Origin of the sequence: Dyella dinghuensis (assembly GCF_003977615.1) — a bacterium.
GTDB classification, from domain to species: Bacteria; Pseudomonadota; Gammaproteobacteria; order Xanthomonadales; family Rhodanobacteraceae; genus Dyella_B; species Dyella_B dinghuensis.
Window position 1 is genome coordinate 1 of the sequence record NZ_RYZR01000015.1, and the last position, 1,165, is coordinate 1,165.

The following is a 1,165-nucleotide window of genomic DNA, read 5'->3' on the forward strand; positions in this document are numbered from 1 at the left end:
TCATGGCAAAGGGTAAATTCGAACGCACCAAGCCGCACGTGAACGTGGGCACGATCGGTCACGTGGACCACGGCAAGACGACGCTGACGGCGGCGCTGACGAAGATCGGCGCGGAGCGCTTCGGTGGCGAATTCAAGGCGTACGATCAGATTGACGCGGCGCCGGAAGAAAAGGCGCGCGGCATCACGATCTCCACGGCGCACGTGGAATACGAATCGCCGAACCGCCACTACGCGCACGTCGATTGCCCGGGCCACGCCGACTACGTGAAGAACATGATCACGGGTGCCGCGCAGATGGACGGCGCGATCCTGGTGTGCTCGGCCGCCGACGGCCCGATGCCGCAGACGCGTGAGCACATCCTGCTCAGCCGTCAGGTGGGCGTGCCGTACATTGTCGTGTTCCTGAACAAAGCCGACATGGTGGACGACGCCGAGCTGCTGGAGCTCGTCGAGATGGAAGTGCGTGAACTGCTCAGCAAGTACGACTTCCCCGGCGACGACACCCCGATCATCAAGGGTTCGGCACTGAAGGCGCTGGAAGGCGACCAGTCGGAAATCGGCGTGCCGGCGATCATCAAGCTGGTGGAAGCGCTCGATACGTACATTCCGGAGCCGGTGCGTGCACTGGACAAGGCGTTCCTGATGCCGGTGGAAGACGTGTTCTCGATCTCCGGCCGCGGCACCGTGGTGACCGGTCGCGTCGAGAGCGGCATCATCAAGGTGGGCGAGGAAGTCGAAATCGTCGGCATCCGTCCGACCACCAAGACCACCGTGACCGGCGTGGAAATGTTCCGCAAGCTGCTGGACCAGGGTCAGGCTGGCGACAACGTGGGCCTGCTGCTGCGCGGCACGAAGCGTGAAGACGTGGAGCGCGGCCAGGTGCTGGCCAAGCCCGGTTCGATCACCCCGCACACCCAGTTCGAGGCGGAGGTGTACGTGCTGTCGAAGGAAGAGGGCGGTCGTCATACGCCGTTCTTCAAGGGTTACCGTCCGCAGTTCTACTTCCGCACGACCGACGTGACGGGCGCGTGCCAGTTGCCGGAAGGCGTGGAAATGGTGATGCCGGGCGACAACATCAAAATGGTGGTGGAGCTGATTGCCCCGATCGCCATGACGGAAGGTCTGCGTTTCGCGATCCGCGAAGGCGGCCGTACCGTGGGTGC

The 1,165-nt window shown here is 63.7% G+C and carries 1 protein-coding gene; it reads left to right on the plus strand.

The features are described 5' to 3' along the window. Positions 1-2: 2 nt before the first annotated feature. Positions 3-1,165 (plus strand): elongation factor Tu (gene tuf / locus EKH79_RS18745; protein ID WP_126675386.1); only part of this gene is annotated, 1,163 nt, incomplete at its 3' end.